The 16,985-nt window shown below is 67.8% G+C and carries 15 protein-coding genes; 5 read left to right on the top strand and 10 right to left on the bottom strand.

Annotation, left to right across the window (positions count from 1 at the left end):
• From FJ309_15450 to FJ309_15405, 10 genes are all read right to left on the bottom strand, one after another.
• A partial coding sequence (locus FJ309_15450; protein ID MBM3955979.1) for a hypothetical protein occupies positions 1 to 767 on the bottom strand: 767 nt, incomplete at its 3' end.
• Between the two features lies 1 nt (position 768).
• On the bottom strand, positions 769 to 1,890 hold the full coding sequence (locus FJ309_15445; protein ID MBM3955978.1) for a prepilin-type N-terminal cleavage/methylation domain-containing protein: 1,122 nt from the start codon (positions 1,888 to 1,890) through the stop codon (positions 769 to 771).
• Between the two features lie 17 nt (positions 1,891 to 1,907).
• Positions 1,908 to 3,020, bottom strand: a complete 1,113-nt coding sequence (locus FJ309_15440; protein ID MBM3955977.1) for a type II secretion system protein — start codon at positions 3,018 to 3,020, stop codon at positions 1,908 to 1,910.
• A 26-nt stretch (positions 3,021 to 3,046) separates the two neighbouring features.
• Positions 3,047 to 3,886: a type II secretion system protein gene (locus tag FJ309_15435; GenBank protein MBM3955976.1), complete on the bottom strand. Its 840-nt coding sequence runs from the start codon at positions 3,884 to 3,886 to the stop codon at positions 3,047 to 3,049.
• 32 nt (positions 3,887 to 3,918) lie between these two features.
• Positions 3,919 to 5,247 carry a type II secretion system F family protein gene (locus FJ309_15430; protein ID MBM3955975.1) on the bottom strand — a complete coding sequence of 443 codons (1,329 nt, stop codon included), beginning with the start codon at positions 5,245 to 5,247 and terminating at the stop codon, positions 3,919 to 3,921.
• Between the two features lie 2 nt (positions 5,248 to 5,249).
• Complete coding sequence (locus FJ309_15425; protein MBM3955974.1) at positions 5,250 to 6,968, bottom strand: pilus assembly protein PilB; 1,719 nt, start codon at positions 6,966 to 6,968, stop codon at positions 5,250 to 5,252.
• A 143-nt stretch (positions 6,969 to 7,111) separates the two neighbouring features.
• Positions 7,112 to 8,248: a type IV pilus twitching motility protein PilT gene (locus FJ309_15420; GenBank protein MBM3955973.1), complete on the bottom strand. Its 1,137-nt coding sequence runs from the start codon at positions 8,246 to 8,248 to the stop codon at positions 7,112 to 7,114.
• A gap of 1,183 nt (positions 8,249 to 9,431) precedes the next feature.
• Positions 9,432 to 11,141, bottom strand: a complete 1,710-nt coding sequence (locus FJ309_15415) for a type II/IV secretion system protein (protein ID MBM3955972.1) — start codon at positions 11,139 to 11,141, stop codon at positions 9,432 to 9,434.
• Positions 11,142 to 11,207: 66 nt separating this feature from the next.
• Positions 11,208 to 11,573 carry a cupin domain-containing protein gene (locus tag FJ309_15410; GenBank protein MBM3955971.1) on the bottom strand — a complete coding sequence of 122 codons (366 nt, stop codon included), beginning with the start codon at positions 11,571 to 11,573 and terminating at the stop codon, positions 11,208 to 11,210.
• Between the two features lie 60 nt (positions 11,574 to 11,633).
• Positions 11,634 to 12,272, bottom strand: coding sequence for an SAM-dependent methyltransferase (locus tag FJ309_15405; GenBank protein MBM3955970.1), 639 nt, complete (start codon positions 12,270 to 12,272; stop codon positions 11,634 to 11,636).
• 711 nt (positions 12,273 to 12,983) lie between these two features.
• Here FJ309_15405 and FJ309_15400 point away from each other — a divergent pair.
• The 5 genes from FJ309_15400 to FJ309_15380 all read left to right on the top strand — a co-directional run bounded on the left by FJ309_15400 (position 12,984) and on the right by FJ309_15380 (position 16,967).
• Positions 12,984 to 13,544 carry a peptidylprolyl isomerase gene (locus tag FJ309_15400; GenBank protein MBM3955969.1) on the top strand — a complete coding sequence of 187 codons (561 nt, stop codon included), beginning with the start codon at positions 12,984 to 12,986 and terminating at the stop codon, positions 13,542 to 13,544.
• 296 nt (positions 13,545 to 13,840) lie between these two features.
• The gene (msrB, locus tag FJ309_15395) at positions 13,841 to 14,407 is read left to right on the top strand and encodes a peptide-methionine (R)-S-oxide reductase MsrB (protein MBM3955968.1); all 567 of its coding nucleotides are present in this window, start codon (positions 13,841 to 13,843) and stop codon (positions 14,405 to 14,407) included.
• Between the two features lie 201 nt (positions 14,408 to 14,608).
• Entirely contained in the window at positions 14,609 to 14,848 is a 240-nt protein-coding gene (locus FJ309_15390) for a type II toxin-antitoxin system Phd/YefM family antitoxin (protein MBM3955967.1), read from the top strand.
• A complete protein-coding gene (locus tag FJ309_15385; protein ID MBM3955966.1) occupies positions 14,832 to 15,245 on the top strand; it encodes a type II toxin-antitoxin system VapC family toxin in 414 nt (137 codons plus the stop codon). Before FJ309_15390 ends, FJ309_15385 begins: the two co-directional genes overlap by 17 nt.
• A gap of 876 nt (positions 15,246 to 16,121) precedes the next feature.
• Positions 16,122 to 16,967 carry a hypothetical protein gene (locus FJ309_15380; protein MBM3955965.1) on the top strand — a complete coding sequence of 282 codons (846 nt, stop codon included), beginning with the start codon at positions 16,122 to 16,124 and terminating at the stop codon, positions 16,965 to 16,967.
• Positions 16,968 to 16,985: the final 18 nt, after the last annotated feature.

Below are 16,985 nucleotides of genomic sequence, written 5' to 3'. Positions count from 1 at the left end.
GGCGACACGGGGACGTTGCCGAGGTTGTAAATGCCGGTGTCGATCCGCGCCAGGGCAAACATGCAGGTCGTCCGCCCCTCGAACGAGCGCACGCCGCCGGCATCGACGAGATTCAGCGGCGGGTCGTCGGGCCCCACGGCGGAGAGATTGAACCGCAGATCGTCGCGCCCCTGGGCGAGCAGCGCCATCCGAGTGGCGGCACCCCCGACGCCGGGTGCCGGCAGCGTCCACCGCGCCGCCCCGGCGGCCGCGAGCAGCCCCTGCTGCTTGAGGCCGACATGCAGCACCGGCTTGGCAACGGCGGCGGGAAACGGCCCCTCGGTATACATCGGCCCGAGTGGATCACAGACGACAAAGCCGAAGTTCTGCACCGCGCCATTGCCGTCGCGGTCGTCGGCGGCGGTAGCGCCGTCGAGGGCGAAGTCTTCGCTCAGCGACAGGTACTCTTCGGCCGTGTTGTTGCCGTTCACATCCCACTCGCCCGAGCTCACGTCGAGCGTGCCGTCGCCGTTGTAGTCCTCGGAAACGGGCGTGAGCGAATCGAATCGCGTGAACCCGGCCGTGATCGCGTCGGCCAGGGCGTTGGTGGCCATCGTCGTCGCCCGGTCGTAGATGATCCCGCGCGAGGCCTGGGAGCGACCGGCCGGCACCAGCGCCACCACGCTCGTCAGGCCGACGGCGAGGATCCCGATCGAGATCAGGACCTCCATCAGCGTGATTCCGCGGCGCGCGGATGCCGGCGCGGGGATGGAGTGGATGGCCGTCATGTCAGCGCCCTCCCGCCACGATCTGGGAGCGGATGAATGCCTGCGATGCGACCGGATTGGCGGCGTTGACAGTGCACTCGGCGACCCGGGCGATCCCGCTGGCCGGGTCGATCGCGATCCAATACGAGTCGCCGTATTGCCAATTGGCACCGACCGAATCGTCGCTGGCGTTGAGCGAGGCAACTGCAGGCTGCCCGGCCCGGTCCACGCGGCCGACGAGGAGGAAGATCGTCCCCTCGACGGCGAGCCGGGAGCCCTGGTGGAAGAGCTCACGCACGCGGCCGTTGCCGTCGAACAGGATTCCGATCGGCTGCGACGGCAGGGCGACGGTGCTTCCTGGCGCGAGGCCGAACTGCTGGTAGGGCACGCTCCCCGTCGAGGCGTAGCCCGACCAGAAGAGGTCGATGCAGCGGCCGTCGGAAAACGAGAACGTCGCCCCGCTGCGCACCGGCTGGCGGAGGATCTCATAGGAATGCGGCACGCCTTCGAGCGGCCAAGGCGTATTGAGCGGATTTTGCCCCGACGTTCCCTGGCTCGACCCGAGCCCACGGAACTGGACGGCGAGCGAACCGTTGGAGTGCGTCTGCAGGAGCTCGAACCAGGGGCCCGTGCCGTCGAAGCGGACGAGATCACCGGCCCGTGACTGCACCGCCGTGCCGCCGACCAACTGATAGAGGGCCGGCGTGATGCCACGATTGGCCGCGTCGAAGCTCGCCGCGCCGCCGACCGCCGGGAAGCCGACGTCGCGGTACGCCCAGGTGAAGGGAACCGGCTTGTCCGGATTGACGCCGCTGGTCGCCGGGTCGACCACCAGCGCCCGCGACTGGAGGCTCTCGCCGCGGTAGACCTCGGGCACGTCGGCGAGCTGGAGGTCGATCGCGTAGGGGGTGGCGGTGCCGGTGGGGAGGATCCAGAACCCCGCCCACTCGGTGCGGCCGATCGCCCGGCTCTGCGCCTTGCTGACCCACGTCGACACCGCCCGGGCCGCCTCGCGCGTGCGGCGCGACTCGGTGGTGTTGGAAAGGTTCGGCAGGACGGTGACGGCGAGGATGCCGATGATAGCCACCACGACGAGCAGCTCGACGAGCGTCATGCCGGCACGGCGGTGGTGGAGCGGAGGCATGGCTGGCAGCCGGCGGATCACTTGGTGATCAGGTCGTGGTTGGTGATCGAGTCGCGGTATGTTCGGGCGTCGAAGACCGAACCGGGAAGGAGCTCCGGATTGAGGACATTCGGGGGCGGTGGCGGCTTCGTCGTCGCCAGCCCGGGGCCTGTCGGAGGAATCCAACCATCGCCGATGTAATTGCCCGTCGCGCGGATGCCGTACCAGTTTTGGCTGTTGTCCATGATCGTCGGATCGAGCCCATTGCCGTCGGGACCGCCGGAGTAGATGAGCGGGATCAGCCGGTAGTCGTTCGGGGCGACATTCATCGGGTCCAAAGGATCATGATCGGCGACGTGATCCCCCGTCTGGAGCGTGCGCGTCACGGCGGGGCGCACCCCCGGCGTGTTGATCGTGTACCCGACCGGCCAGCGGATGAATTGGATCGGCTGGCCCCAGGCGTCGAGGAACTCCGGGCACCCGTTGGCGTTCACATCGCCGAGCTCGTCGTTGCGGAAGTTCTCCGTGGCATCGCCGGCGAACCCGCCGCGCATCACGATCATCGCCAGGCACTCCGCCGACTCCCACTGGTCCATCGCGGGCTTGCTCGCGCGGAATTGCTGGTAGCGGCGCGCCGCCGCCGACATCAGCTTCTGCACGCCAGCCACGCTCGAGCAGTCGACGTCGGCCCATTGGTCGGGCAGGTCGAGGAGCTGCATGACGCGAAGGGTCTTCAGCCTGCCTTCGGCGATCGTCTTGCGGGTGTTGGTGCTCGGCCCGACCCAGGCGGCACCGGGAGTGTCGTTGATCCAGGCACGCGGCGGGGTCGCGCTGTTGTCGATCCAGACGGTGTAGATCGGCAGCGAGGCTCCCGCCGCCGCCGTCGGGGCGCCGGCCGCGAACCTCGGCCCGGCGACCCGCTTCTCGGCGAAGCTCTCGTAGTGCGGGATGACGATTTCGTGGATCTTGCGGATCGTCGACTTCGTCTTGTCGATCTTCGACCGGGTCCGCGCGCCGGCCAGGCCGGCGAGCGACAGCGACGCGAGGATCGAGAGGATGATCATCACGACCATCAGCTCGACGAGTGTGAACCCTCCCCGCCGCCCGACCCGGGTTGGCATCGCGACGGTGGCTGATGAGGGAAGGGACATGAAACGATCCCGGCTTGCTCAAACAACTACTTGATGCTGTCTAGATAGTCCCGGCGCGTTCCCGGCCAAAAGTTGGATAGGTCGTCGTCGGTACCAAACACCTCGTCGCGACCGGCACACAAAATTTGGAACGTGTCAGGGTTGAAAAACTGCTGACCAGTCGTCGGCTGATTTGTCAGTTCCGCCGGAACAGGCATGGTGTTCGTGAACCAAAAAGAATCCGGCGCAGTTGGGACGGTAAACGGAGCCATTTTCCGCTTGAATGGCTTCTCTGGCACCATCTGCGCCCCGGGTGTGGTGAATGAAGACGTTGAATAGACGAAGGTTTCGTACTGGCTGGCCGGCACGTAGATGTAGGGGCTGTTCGGCTTTTCGCGCGGCGCGTACTGGTTGTTGGTGGTGTTCACCCGGGACTGGTCGAAGTCGAACAACTTCTTCGGCTTGCCCGAGAAAGGATTCGTCGGGTCGTCACCGTAGCCCGACAAAAAGAGGTAGATCGCTGTGAACGGAGTGACCTGCCCGGTGTCGTAGGTGAACGAAGCCCAGTTTGTTCTCGGAAAAATGCGAGTGACGTGCTTCTTGACGGCCCCGGTCGGCCTGTCCGCCGCCGGCGGGAAGCTCCCGTACTCGCTCTTGTAGTTCATGATCGCCATGTGAAGCATGTCGATCTCCGTCTTGATCGCCGCCTGCTTGGCCTTGGCCATCGCCGTCATCACCGCCGGCGTGATGATCGCCGCCAGCACCGCGACGATGATGATCGCCACCAGCAGCTCCACCAGCGTGAAACCGGCGCGGACCCCCCCGGGGCCACTTCCCGAGCCCGCCCGGTCCGCCCGCCGGGGCATGGTCGCGTCGTCGCAATGCATCGCAGCTCTCCTCCGGGGGCTTTCGCCCCGTCTCACGACAGGTCGGTGATCAGCTTGATGAGCGGCATGAACAGGGCGATGACGATGAAGCCGACGGCACCGCCGAGGAAGATGATCAGCAGCGGCTCCATCAGGCTCGTCAGGCTCTCGGTGAGCACCGCCACTTCCTCGTCGTAGGTGTCGGCCACCTTGTAGAGCATCGTGTCGAGCTCGCCCGACTCCTCGCCGACGTCGACCATGTTGACCACGAGGTCGTCGACGACCGGCTTCTTGTATTTCGTCAGGTACAGTAGCGCCCCGATCCCCGGGCAGAACAGCGTCCAGAAGAACATCGCCATGATGTTGAAGGGGGGGACGGCGAATTCCTTGAGTGGCTTGGCGATCGCATTACCGTCGCGGATCGAGTCGCTGACCTTCTGAAACAGCTTCTCGAACATCATGTTGCCCGAGGTTTCCTTGGTGATGTTGAGGGCCTCGAGGATCGGCACGCCCGAGGACAGGAGCGTGCCGAGGGTGCGCGTCGAGCGCGACATGATGTTTTTCTCGACGAGCTGGCCGAAGATCGGCATCTTGAGCGTGAACAGGTCCCAGCCGAAGCGGCCGTACTTGAGCAGGCAGATCGCCTTGATGATCAGCCGGAAGCCGAACGGGATCGCCGGGATCAGGTACCAGTAGTTGACGCAGGCGTTGGAGATGTCGATCAGGACCTGCGTCATCGCCGGCAATTCGCTGCCGAAGTCGTCGAAGATCTTTTTGAACTGCGGCACGATCTTGATCATGATGAACGTGAGGATGCCGATGGCCACGCACACCACCACGATCGGATAGACCAGCGCCCCCTTGACCTTCCGCTTCAGCGACTGCGACCGCTCCATGAACTCGGCCAGTCGGCGGAGGATCACTTCCAGCGCACCGCCCGCCTCGCCGGCGCGGATCATGTTGCAATACAGGCGGTCGAAGCACTTCGGGCTCTTCGACATCGCCTCGGAGAGCGTCGCTCCTCCCTCGATCTCGTCGCAGGTGTCGAGGAGGCTGTTCTTGAGCCGGCCCGGCTTCTGCATCTCCGCCAGCACCTTGAGGCTGCGGAGGATCGGCAGGCCGGCATCCTGGAGGATCGAGAGCTGCCGGGTGAACAGCGTCAGTTCCTTCCCCTTCACCTTGCCGAAGGCGAACGTCCGCCCCGGCTTGCGCTTCCCCCCCGCCGTCGCGGCCCCCTTCGATTTCTGCGCCTTGAGCTTGGTGACCATGTAGCCCATGGCGCGGATCGTCGCCTGGGCTTCGGCCTCGCTGGGCGCGTCGACGACGTCCTTGATCGGCCGGCCGGTCGCGGCGTCGATGGCTTCGAACTGGAAGGTGGGCATCGTCAGGCCTCCAGGATCGTCTCGCGGATGACTTCTTCGGCGGTGGTCGAACCGGCGAACACCGCTTCCATGCCGGAATCGCGGAGCGTGACCATCCCCTGCTTGCGGGCGAGGTTGCGCAGCTCCTCGGTCGAGGCGTTGCGCGCGATGAGGGCGCGGAGGTCGTCATTGACCATCAGCAGCTCATACAGCCCCATCCGCCCCTTGTAGCCGGTGCGGTTGCACTTCTCGCAGCCCTTGCCCCGGTAGAACTTCTTCCCCACCAACTGGTCGCTGGTCAGCTCGAGGTCGGCGAGGACATCGGCCCCGGGCACGATCTCCTCCCTGCAGTTGGCGCAGATCCGGCGCACGAGCCGCTGGGCGAGGATCGCCTCGACCGTCGCCGTGATCAGGAACGGCGGCACCCCCATGTCGCGCAGCCGTGTCACCGTCGCCGGGCTGTCGTTGGTGTGGAGCGTGGAAAACACCATGTGGCCGGTGAGGCTCGCCTGGACGGCGATCTCGGCCGTCTCCACGTCGCGGATCTCGCCGACGAGGATCCGGTCGGGGTCCTGGCGGAGGATCGAGCGCAGGCAGTGGGCGAAGGTGTTGCCGATCTCGGAATCGATCTGCACCTGGACGATGCCGTCGATGTCGTACTCCACCGGATCCTCGGTGGTGATCAGCTTGTCTTCGATGTCGTTGAGCTCGGAAAGGGCCGAGTAGAGCGTGGTCGTCTTCCCCGAGCCGGTCGGTCCGGTGACGAGGATGATGCCGTTGGGCCGCTTCATCACGTCGCGGAACTGGCGCAGCATCGCCGGCGCCATCCCGATCTTGTCGAGGTCGAGCGAGACCACGCCGCGGTCGAGGACCCGCATCACGACGCTCTCGCCGAACAGCGTCGGCAGCACGCTGACGCGCAGATCGACCGGATGGCCGCCGACGTTGAGCTCGATGCGGCCGTCTTGCGGGAGGCGGCGCTCGGCGATGTCGAGATTCGCCATCACCTTGATCCGCGTGGTGATCGCGAACGCCAGGTGCTTGGGGGGCGGCACCATCTCCTGGAGCACCCCCTCGCTCTTGAGCCGGATGCGGAATTCGGACTCGAACGGCTCGAAGTGGATGTCGCTGGCGCCGTCGCGGATCGCGAGCAACAGCACCATGTTGAGCAGCTTGCGGACCGGGGCGCTTTCGGCCAGGGCCTCGACGCTCGTCAGGTCGGTGGCGCCCTCCTTGCCGGCGGCGGCGGCCTGGGCGGCGAGGTCGGAATCCGCCTCGAGCGACTCGACGAGCGACTCCACGCTCTCGGTGTCGGACGAGTAGTACTTCTCGATCGCCTTGGTGATCTCCGACTCGGTGGCGACGCAGTTGTGGATGTCGTAGCCGAGGAACGTGCGCAGCTCGTCGGCGACCTGCAGCTTCTGCGGCTCGGCAGTGGCCACGGTGAGGCGCTCGCCGGCGAGCTCGAGGGGGATGACGCGATACAACTGCGCCATCGGCTCGCTGACGAGCTTGAGGACCTCGGCCGGGATCGCGCGGTCGTAGAGGGTGACGAAGGTCGTGTTCCACTGCTCGGCCAGCGCCTCGCCGAGCTGCTCCTCGGTGAAGAAGCCGAGCGACACCCCGACCTTGCCGAGGAGCTCGCCGCCGCGCGCCTGCTGCTCCTCGAGCATCATGGCGAGCTGCTGCTCGTCGCACAGACCGAGGTCGAGGAGGATCTGGCCGATCCGTTTCAGGGCCATCGCTTGCCGCTCCGATTACCTAGCAGGCAGTGGGCAGGGGACTCCGCCGCTGGAGGCGGCGGACGGCGAACCGGGGAACCGTCTGAGTTCCCCGCGGTCGCCACCGTGGGCAAGGGTCATGGATGGCTTTGTCCACGGTGAAATCAGTGCTCCATCTTCGCTTTGCGCGCGATGTCTTCCTCGTCGTCGAACACGCCGCGCTTGGCATTGGCGATCCGCATCGCCAGGTCGTCGGGCGACTGCGCCCGGCCGATCACCGCCTCCTCGCTGACCTTCTTCTCGTTCCACAGGCGGAACAGATGGTCGTCGAGGAGCTGCATGCCGAGCTTGGCGCCGGTCTGGATCGCCGAGTTGATACGGAAGGTCTTGTTCTCGCGGATCAGATTCCCGATCGCCGGGGTGCAGACGAGGATCTCGTAGGCCGCCACGCGCCCGCCGCCGATCTTCGGCAGCAGGGCCTGCGAGACGACGCCGATGATCGTCGTCGAGAGCTGGGTGCGGATCTGCTCCTGCTGGCTGGTCGGGAAGGCGTCGATGATCCGGTTGACCGTGCCCTGGGCGCCGGAAGTGTGGAGTGTGCCGAACACGACGTGGCCCGTCTCGGCGGCGGTGATCGCCGCCTCCATGGTCTCCAGGTCGCGGAGCTCGCCGACGAGGATCACGTCGGGATCCTGCCGCAGCGCGCGGCGGAGCGCCTCGGAAAAGCTGTGGACGTCGACGCCGATCTCGCGCTGGTTGACCGTGCTCTTCTTGCTCTGGTGGTAGAACTCGATCGGGTCCTCGACCGTGATGATGTGGTGGTCGTGGGTCTCGTTGATGAAGTTGATCAGGCTGGCGAGCGTGGTGCTCTTGCCGGAGCCGGTCGGCCCGGTGACGAGAAACAGCCCGCGCGGCCGGCAGACCATCTTCTTGCAGACCTCGGGCACGCCGAGCTGCTCGGGGGTCAGCATCTTGTTGGGGATCTGCCGCAGCACCATCGCGATCGTGCCGCGCTGCTTGAACACGCTGACGCGAAACCGCGCCATGTCGCCGAACGCGAAGCCGAAGTCGCAGCCCCCCTTCTCGGCCAGCTCCGCCTGGCAACGCTCCGGCGTGATCGCCTTCATCAGGCCGTTGGTGTCGTCGGCGGTGAGCACCTTGGTGGCCTGCGGCCGCATCCCGCCGTCGATCCGGAACACCGGCGGCAGGCCGACGGTGATGTGGATGTCGCTGACGCCGTTCTTGACGGCGGCGGTGAGCAGCTTGTCGATCTGGATCGTGCCGACCGCCGCCTTGGGCATGGCGTAGGCGGCGGCCTCGTCGACCGGGCCCGTGGCGGCCTTCTCGCCCGCCGCGTCGGAGACGATGTCGAGCTCGAGCGCCCCGTCGCCCGACGTGCCGGGGGAGCCGGCGGCCTGCTCGTCGGCGTCGGTCGCCGGGCGGAGGAGCACGACCTTCGTCCCGCCGACGTCCATCACCGCCCCGGCATAGCGCCCCAGTGCCGAGGTGAACACGAACCGTTTCGGATCGCTCCCCGGGGGGAGGATCGCGACGACCAGGGCCTCGACCTCGTCCTCGGAGAAGGCCTTGACCTTCAGCGGCCGCACCTGCTCGCCGATCTTGAGCATCGGCGGCTGGTTGCCGGAGAGGCGCAGCTCGCTGGCCCCGTTGTCGAGGGCCACCTTGAGCAGCTTGTCGACGGTCGCGGCCTGCGGCGAAGGGGTGGCGGTGCTCATGGCGGGGTCACCTCGGACGGTCGTGGGAGGATGGCCAGTCGGCAGGTCGTCTCGGCGCAGGGAACCTCGGGTCGGCGGAACGCCTCCCGGGGCACCCCTGCCGATTCATGACCAGTGGACACTTGGTACGGCAACGCCGGCGACGCCCAGTCTAGCTTCCGCTGCCGTTTTCGCAGCACGGCGGATTCCGGGTTTGCAGCCCGCGAGACCCCCGTGCCAAGCGCGCTCGGCGAACGCTCGCCGCCAGCCCGGCCACGGCCGGCGGACGCTCGCTTCGGTCCCAGAAACACCCCTCCGCACATCGTCAGCGGGGCCCGATCGCCCCACCTCCGGCGGCGTCCCCACGCCGCACTCACCCTGCCTGCATTATGCGCACCATCGGCAGGAAAGTCCCGCGCGGACAGGAAAAATGCCGACCGCGGTGGGGGCAGAGGATGCGCGGCGGGAACAAGCCTCGGCTCGGGCTCTGCAGAGGGGGGCGCCCCTCGCGCCTATGCCCTCGCATCGACCCGCAGCCAGTGGGTGACGGGCCGATGCGAGGGCGACGGCGGAGGGGCTACGCGGGCCCCTGGGAAGGTGGAAGGGGCGACGCTTGGCGGTGCTGCCGTGATGCTGCACACGAGCGTGAGGACGCGCGACGAGGGTCCTTGGACCATGCCGGTGCGGTCGGTCGACGGCGCTCGGTGCCAGATCGTGCGCTGCCGCGAACGGCTTGCCAGCCCAGGCCCGTGACCGTGCGCCGTCGCCCTCACTCCTCGACCTTCTTGGCCACGCGGAACACCTCGTCGAACGTGGTGATCCCGCGGAGCACTTTCTGCACGCCGTCGTCGAACATCACCCGCATCCCCTGGCTGCAGGCGGCGCGGCGGATCTCCTGGGTCGGGGCCCCCTGGAAGGCGAGCTCGCGGATCTTGTTGGTCATCACCATCAGCTCGAAGATCCCGAGGCGCCCCTTGTGGCCGGTCTTCTGGCAGTTGGCGCAGCCGCGCCCCTTCATGAACGTCGCTCCCTTGAGCTGCTCGGCCGTGATCCCCGCCGCCTCGATCTGCGTCTCGAGCGGCTGGAACGGCTGCTTGCACTTCGGGCAGTTGATCCGCACGAGGCGCTGGGCGAGGACGGCGATCACGCTGCTGGCCACGAGATACGCCGGCACGCCCATGTCGATCATCCGCGTGATCGCGCTGGGGGCGTCGTTGGTATGGAGCGTGCTGAACACCAAGTGGCCGGTGAGCGACGCCTGGATCCCCATCTGCGCCGTCTCCGTGTCGCGCATCTCGCCGACGAGGATGACGTTTGGCGCCTGCCGCAGCATGGCGCGAATCACGCGCGCGAAGTCGAGGCCGATCTGGTGGCGCACCTCGACCTGGTTGATCCCGGCGAGGTAGTACTCGACCGGGTCCTCGGCGGTGATGATCTTCGTGTCGGGGCGATTGAGCTCGTTGAGCGAGGCGTAGAGCGTGGTCGTCTTCCCCGACCCGGTCGGCCCGGTCACGAGGATGATGCCGTTGGGGCGGCGGATCAGGTTCTTGAAGTTGCGGAAGTCGTGCTCGGAGAGGCCGAGCTGGCGGATGCCGACGCGGATGTTGTCCTTGTCGAGGACGCGCATCACCACCGACTGGCCATGGTTGGTGGGGAGCACGCTGACGCGGAGGTCGTAGTCCTTGCCGTCGACGGTCAGCTTGATGCGGCCGTCCTGGGGGCGGCGGCGCTCGGCGATGTCGAGCTTGGAGAGGATCTTGATGCGCGACAGGATCGCGCCGAGGAGGCGGCGCGGGGGGTTGTCGCGCTCGACGAGGCGCCCGTCGATCCGGTAGCGGATCCGCACGCGGTTCTCGAACGGCTCGATGTGGATGTCGCTGGCGCGGAGCTGGACCGCCTCGGTGATCACGAGGTTGACGAGCTTCACGACCGGGGCGTCGGAGTTGTCTTCGGTGGCCTGCGCGGCCGCCTGCTCGACGGCCGTCTCGGTGAAGTCGATGGCGGTGTCGGTGAACTCCTGGAGCATCGAGTCGGCGCTCTCGCCGTCGCTGGCGCCGTAGTGGCGGTTGATCGCCTCGATGATCTGCTCGCGCGGGGCCAGCGCGATCTCGACGTCGCGGTTGAGGATGAAGCGGAGCTTCTCCTGGGTGTCGAGGTCGGTCGGGTCGCAGCTGGCGACGCGGAGCGTCGCGCCCTCGATGGAGATCGGGAAGATCGAGTTTTCGCGGGCCACGCTCTCGGGGAGCAGCTCGATCGTCTCCTGCGGCACCGCGGCGGTGGCGAGGTCGACGAACTTCATCCGGTAGGCCTTCGCCAGGGCCCGCATCACCTTGTCGCCGGGGGCGTAGCCGAGGCGGACGATCTCCTCGTGCATCTTCTTGCCCGAGGAGCCGGCGATCCGCGTGACCTCGGCGAGCTGCTCGGCGCTGACGAGGCCCTCGGAGACGAGGAGCGAGGAGAAGGCGTCGGAGATGGCCATGGGTGGAGGCGGCGGGAGGGGAGGATGCGGGACGGAGGGGCCGGGACGGATCGGGCGTTGGCGACACTAGCCTTCGAGGAACGTATCGGCGTGTTCGTAGCCGGGGGCACAGGTGCAGAGGAACACGAGCTCCTCCGGGCCGTCGTTGCGGATCGTGTGGCGGGCTCCCGGCGGGATCGCGATCGCGTCGCCGGGGCCGACGGCGCGCGTGTCGTCGTGGCCGACGGTCATCACGGCGCTGCCGGAGAGGATGTAGTAGATCTCCTCGGTGGCGGCGTGGTGGTGGGGGGTGGTCGCCCGCCCCGGTGCCAGGCGGGCCTCGGCGAGGCTCTGGGCCCGGATCGCCCCGTCGCGGTGGGAGAGCAGCTCGCGGATCGTCGAGCCGTCGGCGGTCGTGAAGGGAGTCGCCTCCCGGAGGTTGCGCACGAACATGCCGTCCCCTTTCTACCCGACAACGATACCAGACGCCGGCCGGCCGCCGACACCGTCCCGTCAGCCGCCGTGCCGCCAGAGATGGAGCACCGCCGGGGGAAGGGCCCGGGAGGTCCAGCCGTCTCCCGGAAGCCGCGCCTGGTCGAAGGCGGTGTCGGCCTCGACGACGACGGTACTCCGCGGCGGCGCCGCCCCCTGGAGGGCCGCCACGAGGGCGACGACGTCGGCACCCCGGCTGGTGAACATCTCCCACGGTGGCGAAACGAACACCAGCCACGGCTTGTCATCCGGCAGCGGCGGCAGGCGCCGGGCCCAGACGAGGACGTCGCCGGGGCGGACCTCGACACGGTCGGCGATGCCGAGCTCCGTCGCCGCCGCCCGGAGCCGGTCGGCGGTGGGGAAATGGCGCTCGACGAGGATCGCCCGCGCCGCCCCCCGGCTGAGCGCTTCGAGCCCCAGCGCTCCGCTGCCGGCGAACAGATCGATCGCCACCGTCCCCGGAACGTCGCTGCCGAGCAGATCGAAGAGCGTCTCCCGGACCCGATCCTTCATCGGCCGGGTGCGCGGGTCGGGGAGGAAGGGGAGCTTCCGCCCCCGGAGCGTGCCGCCGATGATCCGTGGCGGGGCGGCGGCGTCGGCCCCGTCGGGGGCTGCCTTGCGACGGCCGCGATCGGGCGCGGGGGGGCCGCGACGCGGCATGGTTCACGTTCCGACGGGGAGGATCACCGTGGTATCGTACCCCCGGCGGCGGCGGTCCGCCGGCGACGGACATCCTTCACGGAGGGGGCGATGCGTGTGATCCTGCGGGCGGTGGTGGCGCTCGGTGTGGCGGCGGGAGTGTTTTGGGCGACGATCCCGGGCGCTTCGGCCCAGCCGGCGGCCCCCGAAAAGCCGGTCGATCTCCAGGCGGCGCAGGCCGAATTCGATGCCGCCCGCAAGGAGATGAAGCGGCTCGTCGGCGAGATGCAGGTCCTCGGCGGCCAGTACAAGAACGAGACCGACAACGCGAAGCGCGACGCCCTCGAGGTGAAGTTCGAGGGGCTCAAGCCGGAGGCGGAGAAGGCGAGCGACCAGCTGGAGAAGGCGGCGTTCACGCTGGTGGCCGCCAACCCCGCGAGCAAGGCCGCCCGCGAGATGTGCACGGCCGTCGTCACCGCCGCGATGCAGGGCGACGACCCGGATCGGGCCCTCGAGTTGGCGGACCTCCTCGACACGGCGGGCGTGTTCGCCGATCCCGGCGACGCCGAGAAGGGGGTGGCGATCGTCGCGGCGACGGCGGCGATCTTCCGCTCCGAGCCCGACCGCGCGGCGGCGTGGCTGAAGAAGGCAGCGGCAGCGGGGGTCGAGGACGGGCGGATCGTCCAGCTCGAGCGGTCGCTCGCCGCGGAGCTTCCCAAGGTCGAGGCCGAGATGGCCGCTCGAGACGCCGAGGCCAAGGCCGACGACCTGCCGCGCGTGAAGATCACCACCACCAAGGGCGACATCGTCGTCGAGCTGTTCGAGAACGAGGCGCCCAACACCGTCGCCAACTTCATCGCGCTGGTCGAGAACGGAACCTACGCCGGCACGCCGTTCCACCGCGTGATCGGCGGGTTCATGGCCCAGGGGGGCGATCCCAAGGGCACCGGCGCCGGCGGACCGGGCTATGCCATCGCCTGCGAGTGCTACGAGCCCGGGGCACGGAAGCACTTCCGCGGCTCGCTGTCGATGGCCCATGCCGGCAAGGACACCGGCGGCTCGCAATTCTTCCTCACCTTCCGCCCCACCGAGCACCTCGACGGCAAGCACACCGTCTTCGGCCGGATCATCGAAGGGATGGACGTACTCCCCAAGCTGATCCGTACGCAGGACCCTGTGGGCCAGACGGTGCCGGGGATCAAACCCGACCGGATCGTGAAGGCCGAGGTGATCCGGAAGCGCGACCACGAATACAAGCCCGAGACTCTCCCCGATCCCAAGAAGGGGGGCTGACCGGCTGGAGCGACCGCCGGGCCAGCAATCGCGGCGGGGCCGCACGCCGCTCCCCCGGGGCCAGCCCGGGTGTAAACTCGTCTTGGTGTTCTTCCGGGCGATGATCGCCCCGCCCGGCGCCTGCGAGCCGACCGATCCGACGAGGGAGGCACCCGATGATCCGACAGCTTCGCCCGCGGGCCGGGCTTGTCGCCGTGGCATGTGCGATCGGCGTGGCGTGGGGTGTCGCGGGAGCGCCTGCGGCCGATCCCCCCGGCAAACCGCGCCCCCCCTCCTCCAACCGCGGGAAAAACTCCATGCAGCGCGGGCAGCCTTCCCAGCCCGGTGCCGGCCAACCGGCGCCGGTGGTCGATGCCGAGGGCAATCCCCTGCCGACCACGCTCGAGGGCTGGCAGCAGCGGCTCACCCCGGAGCAGTTCCAGGTGGCGCGGCTCAAGGGCACCGAGCGCGCCTTCACCGGCAAGTATTGGAACACCAAGACCAAGGGCACCTACCGCTGCATCTGCTGCGGCGAGCCGCTGTTCCGCTCCGACGAGAAGTTTGACAGCGGCTGTGGCTGGCCGAGCTTCAACGCCCCGATCGACGCCAAGCAGGGGGACGTGAAGGGGAAGGTCGTTGCCGAGCACGACGACTTCTCGTTCTTCATGCACCGCACCGAGGTCACCTGCCGCAAGTGCGGCGCCCACCTCGGCCATGTGTTCAACGACGGTCCGCCGCCGACCGGCCTGCGCTACTGCATCAATTCGGCGTCGATCGTCCTTGAAGAAGACAAGGCGGGGGCGGCCGACAAGCCGGACGCCGACGAGCCGAAGCCGGAGCAGCCGCCGCAGCCCCCGGCGCCGGGGCCGAAGCGCGGGCGCTGATTCACCGCGGGGGCGACAGCCGGCTGATCGCGTTCGTCACGGAACCGGAACCGATCCCCGAGGCTCACGAGTCGTTCATCAGCCCGGAAACCGTTGCGGACGTGACATTGGCCGGGCTATCCTCATCCTCTGCACCATCGTGTGCATTCGTGTACAGTTCGGTCGTGACGTTCGATCAGTCGCCTCCCGGAGGTTCACGTTGTGAAGACTGTATCGTTCACCGAGTTCCGCAGTCGCGCGTCCGTGCTCTTCGACGCGGTCGAGCGCGGGGAAACACTGGTCGTGCTGCGGCACGGCAAGCCGGTGGCCGAAGTTCATCCCGTGGCGGCGGGCGGAGCTCGGATGCCGTCGTGGCGGCGCCCGGGCCTGCGGCTCACCGCCAAAGGTGCGTCGCTCGCGAGGGCCATTCTCGAAGACCGCCACCGTGAAGACGCTCCTTGATTCCTCGGCCTTCGCCAAGCGCTACGTCGAGGAGCCGGGAAGCGACGCCGTCGAGTCGGCCTGCCTCGCAGCGTCGGAACTGGGTCTCTGCGTGGTGTGCGTTCCGGAGATCCTGTCGGCGATGAATCGCCGGCTTCGAGAGCGTCGCTTGAACCGTTCCCAGTACGACCAGATCAAGCAGCGGCTGCTCGAGGACATCGCTGATGCGGCCATCATCGAGTTCACCCCGCCGGTGATCGCGGCCACGGTGACGGTGCTCGAGGCATCGGTCGTCCGTGCGGCCGATGCCATGCACGTTGCGGCAGCCCTGGTCTGGGGGGCCGAGCTCTTTGTTTCATCCGATCGCCGGCAGCTTGCCGCGGCCCGCAAGGCCGGCCTCCGCGTGAAGGCCGTGTAGGACGTGGTGGCTACGCCGGCCTCCGTGGATCCGCGGCCCCGCCATGAGGGCCATGAGCGCCAAAGGATAGCCCGGTCAATGGCACCTCCGCACCGGTCTTCCGGCTGATGAGCGACTCGTGAGCCTCGGGAGGAGCGGCCGGGGCGTCCAGCGCGGGTTTCTCGAAACGCCCCGCCCCCGCTCTCGACGAGATCGAGCGGTCGCTGTGCGCTGCGGCAGGCGTCACGAGTGACTCCGACGCCCCGCCTCCGCCCGCTCGCCGACCGGGGCGAGCTCGTCCAGGCCTCTGACGATCGCGACGTCTTTCAAGGACGGATAGACGACCTGCCCGTGATCGGCATCCACAGCCTCTGACCGCTGCCGGACGCGAGGCATCGAAGCCCGGGAGCGGCGGACTGGGAGACGGTCTGCGCCGAGGCGAGAACCTCGCCATCGCAGCAGGGAGTGAGCGGCGTTTCAGTGTTTCGGGAAATCGCCTTCGGACGCCCAGGCCGCTCTCCCCGAGGCTCACGAGTCGGGCATCAGCCCGGAAACCGTTGCGGACGTGACGGGGTCTTTGGCCGCGATCCGCTCCTGCTCGGTGACGCTCGATACCCTCGGCATCTCCGGGTGAGCGCCCTGGGAACTTCGCGGCGGCTACTACCTCAGAGGCGGGGTTCTCGGCTACAACAATAGGGTTGCGACGCCGCGTTCGTCGTTGGGAAGAGGATTGGCAACCAGCCCGACCGATCCCATGAGTCCTCGCGATCGCGGCGGCTCGAGCCGGGCGCCGTTGCGGGGCTTGCGGGTGTTGGCAAGCGGCCTTCGGGCCGCTGACCGAGGACCACCGCCGCCTGCCGGGAACAACGACGGATGTTTCGGGTTGGGAGACGATGCTTGCCGGGCAAAAAGAAGGGAGGGATCGCCGTGCCGACGTCATTGTCAGATCGCCTCAGGGGTCTTCGGAAGTTCGCCTATGCCGCGGCTCTCTCGGGTTCACTCCGGGTTGCTCCCACCACCGCGGATGAAGGGGAGTTGACCGGCCCGACGGGGAATCGCGACGTCTCCGCAGCGTCGGTGTCTCACTCGGAGGCCGAGTCGGCGGTGGCGTTTCTGGGCCGGCTCGGCGCTGACACCAAGACGATCAAGGCATTCGCAGCCAACGCCAGGAAGGGCATCGATTGGGTTCACCGGCCCGCCAGTCCGGAGGAGAGGTCAGCGGGTATCCGAAAAGGGCTGGATGTCATTGCCTTGGGTCTTGCCGGCAAAGATGAGAGGGTCAGGGTGGCGACGACGTTCCTTCTCTCCGAGATGGCCAAGGGCGATGAGGACGTCGCGGTTGCGGTCCTTAAGCGGTACCATAAGACCGGGCCGACCGCGAAGTATTGGCTCTTCGCCGGTCTCGCGAGTCCGCTCGGACGAGCGGCAGAAGGAGCCGAGTCAGACGGCACAGCGATTGAGTGGAGCCGCTTCAGAGACAACGTCAGTTGGCAGGCCAAAGACAGCCCTTCGCGATATGCCGATCTGCAGGCGGCTGCGGAGTTCGCCGGTCAGTATGCGTTGCACACCGGGGATGCGACGGACTCGATCGCCGCCTTGACGCAGATCGTCGCTCTCCCAGGGCAATCGCATCCTAATCGGCCTGTTTTCCCGTCAGAATTCCTTCCAAGACATCGTTACACCAGCCTGCTTGGAGTCGTTTGCCCCGAATCGAGCAATTTTTCACGGAAGTGTCTCGCTTGAGAATCGAGAGCGCCAGCC

Source organism: Planctomycetota bacterium, assembly GCA_016872555.1.
Taxonomy (GTDB): domain Bacteria; phylum Planctomycetota; class Planctomycetia; order Pirellulales; family UBA1268; genus F1-20-MAGs016.
Note: the sequence above shows the minus strand (reverse complement) of the source record. Positions and strands in the feature narration are given on the sequence as shown.